6 protein-coding genes are annotated in these 7,358 nt (G+C 45.3%); 2 read left to right on the top strand and 4 right to left on the bottom strand.

Annotated elements, in window-relative coordinates; translation table 11 throughout:
- Window positions 1-544: 544 nt before the first annotated feature.
- The 3 genes from B3W37_RS12255 to B3W37_RS12245 are packed head-to-tail and all read right to left on the bottom strand — an operon-like array spanning window position 545 to window position 3,320.
- On the bottom strand, window positions 545-1,081 hold the full coding sequence (locus tag B3W37_RS12255) for a MaoC family dehydratase (RefSeq protein ID WP_483175989.1): 537 nt from the start codon (window positions 1,079-1,081) through the stop codon (window positions 545-547).
- A 45-nt stretch (window positions 1,082-1,126) separates the two neighbouring features.
- On the bottom strand, window positions 1,127-2,197 hold the full coding sequence (gene phaC, locus B3W37_RS12250; protein WP_483175988.1) for a class III poly(R)-hydroxyalkanoic acid synthase subunit PhaC: 1,071 nt from the start codon (window positions 2,195-2,197) through the stop codon (window positions 1,127-1,129).
- A 25-nt stretch (window positions 2,198-2,222) separates the two neighbouring features.
- Window positions 2,223-3,320: a poly(R)-hydroxyalkanoic acid synthase subunit PhaE gene (locus tag B3W37_RS12245; RefSeq protein WP_483169205.1), complete on the bottom strand. Its 1,098-nt coding sequence runs from the start codon at window positions 3,318-3,320 to the stop codon at window positions 2,223-2,225.
- A gap of 286 nt (window positions 3,321-3,606) precedes the next feature.
- Here B3W37_RS12245 and B3W37_RS12240 point away from each other — a divergent pair, with 286 nt between their 5' ends.
- The gene (locus tag B3W37_RS12240) at window positions 3,607-4,203 is read left to right on the top strand and encodes a TetR/AcrR family transcriptional regulator (RefSeq protein WP_483169204.1); all 597 of its coding nucleotides are present in this window, start codon (window positions 3,607-3,609) and stop codon (window positions 4,201-4,203) included.
- 177 nt (window positions 4,204-4,380) lie between these two features.
- Complete coding sequence (locus B3W37_RS12235; RefSeq protein ID WP_483169202.1) at window positions 4,381-6,534, top strand: PocR ligand-binding domain-containing protein; 2,154 nt, start codon at window positions 4,381-4,383, stop codon at window positions 6,532-6,534.
- 237 nt (window positions 6,535-6,771) lie between these two features.
- Here the strand turns inward: B3W37_RS12235 and B3W37_RS12230 are convergent, their stop codons facing one another.
- Complete coding sequence (locus B3W37_RS12230; protein WP_483169200.1) at window positions 6,772-7,314, bottom strand: nitroreductase family protein; 543 nt, start codon at window positions 7,312-7,314, stop codon at window positions 6,772-6,774.
- Window positions 7,315-7,358 lie beyond the last annotated feature (44 nt).

Here is a 7,358-nt window from a genome sequence, read left to right as displayed (position 1 = left end):
AACTGTGCAGCAGCCGCGGGTGACACTGCCCACCCCGTCACCGCCAAAAGGATCACTAAACCGAGAAGCAGCCTTTTCATTATGTATTTCCCCTTTACTCGCCACAATCGCCACAGGCTGCTGTGCCTGCCAATAATCAGGTGCGATTGCCCGGCTTTTCTTGCAAATGATATCTTTTCCTTTCGACAGAAAACCGGCCAGCCCTGCTTATATCCAAAATAAGTTAGATGGCAATCCATATATCGGCCTCTGTATAACTGCAGCGCTGCTTTCCCTTCCTGCCTGTGCAAAATGAATTTCAGGCTATCTTTTCACGTTTTTACGCCGCAAACGGTTCCGGATCTGATGCCCGGCAGCCAGGAAACTTGCGGTCAACCAACTACAATCAAAATAAGAAGGCCGAGGTGGGGCAACCCGGCCTCCTTACTGAGGTTGGTTATAATGCCTAAAAGGCGCATATTGCGGCCCGGGGCCGCAATATGCGCCTTTATCAAGTACAGCTTTCCATAGGTTCTACGCTAAACTTTAACCCTCGTCTTGTTCTTTATTCCGCCGCTGCTCCGGCAGATACCGCATCAAGTCCCGGACAGGGAAGATCCACTATATGCTGCCGTGGCGGAATGACTATGGCTTCACCTTCCAGCAATAGTTCCCCCCTTTGATTGACGCACAAAGTTCGCAATTGCACCCTGCCTTTCTCAAGCTTCTGAATGACTTCGGTCTGGGCTCTAACAGTATCTCCGATATAACAAGGCCTAAGGAACCTCACGCTCTGGGTTTCATAAATAGTCCCTGCACCGGGCATGAGGTTGCCGACCACATTGGAAATCAACCCCATCAGCAACATGCCGTGTACGATGCGAGTTTTAAAATGACCTTGCTGGGCCCTCATCTGGTTGACATGCAGCCAGCTGAAATCGCCGGTTATGCCTGCGTACTGATAAACGTCGGTCTCGCTTATGGTTTTTTCCACATAACCACTAGCACCAACGATGAGTTCACTGTAGGTGTTTTCGACCATATATTTCTCCTTTAAATAACCCTGCTTATGGCTTAAACCATTTATCGTTAAGCTTTTCACCTATTCGCAGTGATCAATGACGAAGCCGGACAATCCGGTCTGTTCCTATTTATCGCGCTTCCAAATCCATTCAGCAATCTTGGGAGCCAGGAGCTGCTGTGATTTGGAACTGACATACATGCCAATATGTCCTACCGGATAGGCCACCAGCTCTTTATCAGTACTGCCGATACAATCATTGAACGGAATGCTCGCCGCCGGAGGAATCAGGTGATCCTGTTCGCCATAGATATTCAGAACCGGCATAGTGATGTCTTCCAGATCTACAGTTCTGCCGCCAATCTCCAGGCTGCCTTTCACCAACTTGTTTTCCTGGTATAAATCCTTGATAAACCGCCTGTAGGCCTCACCGGCTTGATCGGGGCTATCCAGGATCCACTTTTCCATGCGGATAAAATTGGCGGCGGTTTCAGGGTCATCAAAATTGTCAATAATACCGAGATATTTATTGATCATCAACTGGAACGGCTTTAACATATCAAATCCGCCATTGAGCAATTCCCCGGGAACTATCCCGAATGCGTCCACCAGACTGTCTACATTCATAGCCTTGCCCCACTTGAACAGTAAACCGTCTGCTGCCCCGGCTTCAAAATCAATAGGGGCTACCATGGTGATCAGGTTCTTGACCTTGTGAGGATTTAACGCGGTATATATAGCCGAGAAGGTTCCTCCCTGGCAGACTCCCAGAATATTTACTTTGTCTGCTCCCGATTCCCTGAGTACTTCATTTACGGCATTTTCAATATATACATCAATGTAATCATCTAAAGTAATATACCTGTCTTCGGCAGTAGGATATCCCCAGTCGATGATATATATATCCAGGCCTGATTCCAAAAGGTTCTTGATTACACTGCGGTCAGGCTGAAGGTCCATCATATACTGGCGATTAACCAGTGCGTATATTATCAAGGTAGGCGTCTTGCAAACCTTTTTGACCCTGGGTCTATAGTGAAACAGCTTCATTTTGTCTTCCTGATAGATCAGGTCTTTGAGAGTGGTGTCCGATTGGGGGTCGCCCATATTTAAGAGCATATCTACGCTGTTAAGGAATTTTTTCTGAGACTCCAATACTTCGCTGATCGTCTTGTCAAAATCGATTACGGCTGACATCTTGCCCCTCCTTCATACGCTATAATCAGGCATCTTTGGATTTGTCGGATTTGGATTTGCCTTCTTTTAATGCTGACATTTCCTTTTTCAGTGTTCTCACTTCTCTTTTCAATGTATCCAGGGTCTTATACACACTTTCCATATCGGTTTTACTGGGATATGGCAAAAATTCCAGCTGTTTCTCCAACAGGCTGTCAGTTTCTTTTTTGTAATTGACTCCGGCTTCAAGAAGTTGAGAGAGTATCCTGGAAAACTCAGAAGTTCCAAATAGTTTGAGATAGGCGGCTTCATTGGTCTGCCACCAATAATCGTAGAATTCCTTGTAAGTTTTAGGGTTGGCGCCTCTTCTCAACATTTCCTGGTAGTCCTTTATAATCGTTTGCAGGGTTTCCTGGTTGACCTTGACCATAAGGGCAGTAAACTCACCTATGGTATTCATGAAATTAATCAAAGCATTAATGCTGTGCATTTGCTTTTGCATGATTGCTCTATTCATTGAAAACTGGGGTATGTTCAATACCTTCCCAAAAGTGGAGGCAAATTTTTCTTTCCAGAGCCGGTTGAACTCAATATAAGCCTCTTGATCTCCGGCCAGGCTTTGCTGCAGCAGGCCCTGCAGTTCTTGAGCCTCGCTAAGCCAGGGCTGCACGAATTTATTGGCGGTGTCTTGAGACAAATTGTAAATTTCAATACATTCATGGTAATAATTCTGCACCTGCTCTGGCCAGAACGGGATTATGCTATCAGCCACTAATCTGGGATACTCTTCTTTCCATTTGTTAAGGAACTCAAGCGGGTTGCTGTCTGCGGCCTTTATGGAGCGCAAATCCTCCCAGAATTTATGGAGGTTCTGATATAAACTGGCTCCGCTGAACATTTTATTTATGATTTCTTGTTGTTGCGGATAGGCCTCGGTTACGCTCTTCATACTCTGTTTAATAAACTGGTTGGAGATATCCAGCCAGTTTTGCCACAGCTCCTGAACTGATTTCATATTAGACTCGATGTTGTTGCTATTTTTTTTCTCCTCTTCTTTGGGCTCTGGATTCATACTTCCCTGGTAAAAATCCAACAGTTTTTGTTGGAGATTTATCCATTCTCCGAAAAAATCAACCTGTGTCAAATAACTCCCTCCATTCATAAAACACATAACAGATAATTATAACTGTACTATTTTCAGGTTATTCATGCAGATTAATATGTCCCTTAAAATGTCCCAAAATATCGGTATTTGTCTGCACAAAACCACCCTCCATTGTATTAATATATAAATACAACATTCACTATTTTATAAGTTTTATAGAACATTACAATGGTCAAATAATTGAGCGGTGTTGCTTAACTACGATATACCCATCCAATTTTACCTGTTTCCTTTTTTGTAATTATCTGGCACCGGGAGGTTGGGAATGAATCAAGCAGATTTACGTGTTGTGCGCAGTAAAAAAATGATTAAAGAAGCTTTTCTGGAACTGATTGCAGAAAAGGGTTATAAGAATGTTACCATCAAGGATATTGCAGAAAGAGCGATGGTCAACCGTAAAACCTTTTATAACCGTTATGAGAGTATTGATGCCTTATTCCACGAAATATTGAATGAAACGACCAAGCTGATCTTGATTAATCCTGCTCAAGCTTGCCGCCAGGCTGACCCAAATGGTTCGTGTGTTGATTTATACGATGAAATTCGCACCTTTCTAACCAATTTAAGCAGCAACAAAAGGACTTTAAACATTCTGTTTAACGACATCTCCAGTTTTGAATTAAACCGCCAAATCGAAAGAGGCGTACAGTCATATGTATTGGAAAGATTGGCCGATAGCCGGCAAAACAGTTTTTCCGCCAATAAATATCCTATTAAATTGCTAGCCTGTTTAATAACCTCGGTTTTCATTGTCGTGATCAGGTGGTGGCTGATCCAGGAAGATTATTCAGAAGAAGATGCCGCTCGAATATTGGTGGATATCATTTCGGACGGGTTCATACAATCATTGGGATTGAACTGACTTAAGGGGCCCTGGCTATGTCAGGGCCGGTATTTCTGTGTGCTCCTTTAAACTAGGACGCAATCTAACCAAATCTACCAATAAAATTTCGGTTACATACCTTATTCGACAATATATCTCATAATGAATAGGTTATTGTTGTTAATATAGATATGAGACTGTAAGGGGCAACTAAAAGTGAACCAGTTTACTAAGACCAGAGAGCATCTCGACAGTGAGATGCATTATCAGGTTGTCAATTTTGGTCTGGAGCAACACGGCCACCGCTTGAGCAACGGTGTACCTGAACTGCCTTCATACAAGAATTACTTTGCTTGTGAGGCCGGGCAAGAATGGCTTAACCCGGAGCTGCATTCTCAAGCAGATAAATCACAAAAATACCACATCTCAGAACTGATAGACCTCCCCCTGCTTCAACAACTGTTTGAATCTTTTTACGAACTCACCGGCATAAGATGTACTTTTATGGACGCCGACAATAATATTCTCTGCAAACACGGCTGGACTGATATGTGCCTTAACTTCCACCGCAGCTGTCCGACCAGCGAAGAACGGTGTAAACAGAGCAATATTTATATGTCCCAACACCTGCAATACGGTTCCTACACCAAGTTCAGATGTTTGAACGGACTGGTCGATTATGCCACCCCGGTAGTGGTAAACGGCCAGCATTTAGCCACGATATATCTGGGACAAGTGCTTGACGAGCCCCCGGATGAAGACTATTTTCGCAAACAAGCTCAAGAATTAGGTTTCGACGAAGAAGCCTACATCACGGCTCTTCATAAAATTCATGTTGTTCCCGAGGCAGAGGTTAAATCAATAATGAAATTTTATTTTCAAATAGCACAGATATTGGCCTCCATGGGCTTGGAAAGAATGCGAAAACTGGAGGCGGCCGACCTGGCATTCAAGAAGAGTGAAAAACGCCTGCGCATTGTACTGGAGGCCAGCAAAGATGGCTTTTGGGATCTGGATTTGGAAAAGGACTATCTCTACCTCAGCCCACGCTGGGCTGAGATATTAGGATACTCCCTTGAAGAACTTGAACCGCGGTTTAAAACCTGGAAGAGTCTTATTCATCCCGATGATTATTCCCAGACCATGAGCTCAATTTTGGGCCATCTGGCGGGAAAAAGCCCTCATTTTGAGGCCGAATACCGTTTGTTGACCAAAGCGGGGGAATGGAAATGGATCCTGGATCGCGGCAAGGTGGTATCCAGAAGCGAAGCCGGGCAGCCACTGCGCGCTGCCGGCACCTGTATTGATATTACTGAACGCAAGATTGCAGAAAATACCCTGCGTCTCTCAGAAGAGAAGTTTTCCAAGGTCTTTCATGGCAGCCCGATTATGATGACACTTTCAACCCTTTGCCAGGGAATATTCATCGACGCTAATGAAGCCTTATTTACGGGAATGGGTTATTCCCGGGAGGAAGTCATCGACAGACCTGTTAGTGAAATAAATTTTTTCAGAGATCTTGAAACCAAATATGATATGGAGAGATTGCTTTTAGACGAAGGAAAACTGGAGGGCCTCGAAGTTGATTTCCGCACTAAATCGGGGGAAATCCGCCGTGGTCTGCTGTGGTGCCATTTACTCCATCTGAACGGTAAACTGTGCCGCATCACCAGTCTGATCGACATAACTGAACAAAGACGCATCGAGCAAGAAGTGGCGCGTCTTTCAGAGCTGAATCTGATTGGAACGATGGCGGCCAGCATTGGACACGAAATCAGGAACCCGATGACGTCTGTGCGCGGTTTTTTACAATTGTTTAGAGAAAAGTACCGGGAGGACATTGAATTCATCGACCTTATGGTTGAGGAATTGGATCGGGCCAATGAAATCATAACCGAATTTTTAGGCATGGCCAAGGATAAGATCGTCTGCCTGCAGCCCCAGAATATAGACCAGCTGGTTATGTCCCTATATCCCATGCTGGAGGCTGAGGCCAATTTTAGAGGAATGCTGATCAATCTGGAATTGGGCAATCCCCCCAAGCTGTCGATCGATCAGAACGAAATTCGCCAGGTGATTGTTAACCTGGCCTACAACAGCCTGGAGGCCATGTCCTGCGGCGGAACGTTAACCATCGGCACAACGGTAGAAGACGGCCAGATAGTACTTTATGTAAAAGACCAGGGTCCGGGAATCAAACCGGAATTAATGGATAAAATCGGTATGCCTTTCTTTACTACCAAAGATAATGGGACCGGACTCGGACTGCCAGTTTGTTATAGTATCGCCGCCCGGCACAATGCTCGCCTCGAGGTGATTACCGGTGTGGACGGCACCACCTTTAAGCTGCGTTTTTATATTGCAGCCTAAAAATAGTTCGATAAGGGATGAGCGGTACACGGGGGCCGATTCTCACTTACAAACAGATGCATAAGGGGGCGGTTTTCACCGCCCCCTAGACCGTTAAAAAAGTCAATCTCATGGTTACATCGCGAGTCCATTCCATCAACGTACCCTAAGCACGCCTCAATCGCGGGGTTGCTCGTCCTCGATCTTCACTTTTTTCTGCTCGGTCTGCCCACTTCTTTGACAACCCCAGGCTTATGCTTATTTAATATAATTCACGTTGTCCGTTTCAGTTCTTGCGGGGATTTTAACATCGTCGTCAATATGGCCCAGGGTCGCACACAGTATGACCGAGAAGCCTTCGGGAATCCCTGCCGCAGCAGCCAAAGCCGCATCGGCCTTAAAGCCAAGCTCCGGTGTGGCCATCAGGCATGAACCCAGCCCTAAATCAGTGGCGGCAACAGTCATATTTGCACCGGCAGCGGCTATATTAGCCATGCTGTAAGGGTTCTTCGGAGAAGCGGAGAGAACCACCAGAGTCGGGGCCCCATAGAGCGGACTAAAACCGGGCACGGCCGCACGATTCATCATCATTTTGATTCCCGAGTCCTTCATGGCCTGCACCGACACCTCCGCGATTTTATTCAGAAGTTCTGCATTCTGAATCACGCTGATGTGGAATGGACCCGCATTGGGTGCGATTTGTCCCGCCTTGATGACCTGTTCCAGATTCGCATCCTCAATCTGTTCAGATTTGTACTTTCTGATACTTCTTCTCTTGGCAATCGCATCTAAAGTATTCATTGTACTCAACTCCTTTAAGCTTTTATTAATACTTTAACATAATG

This window comes from Syntrophomonas sp. UBA5494 (assembly GCF_002426325.1).
Note: the sequence above shows the minus strand (reverse complement) of the source record. Positions and strands in the feature narration are given on the sequence as shown.

Coding starts and splice junctions, on each gene's coding strand:
- phaC (WP_483175988.1), bottom strand. CDS start 2,197: ATGTCAGCCGTAATCGATTTTGACAAGACGATCAGCGAAGTATTGGAG.
- B3W37_RS12240 (WP_483169204.1), top strand. CDS start 3,607: ATGAATCAAGCAGATTTACGTGTTGTGCGCAGTAAAAAAATGATTAAA.
- B3W37_RS12230 (WP_483169200.1), bottom strand. CDS start 7,314: ATGAATACTTTAGATGCGATTGCCAAGAGAAGAAGTATCAGAAAGTAC.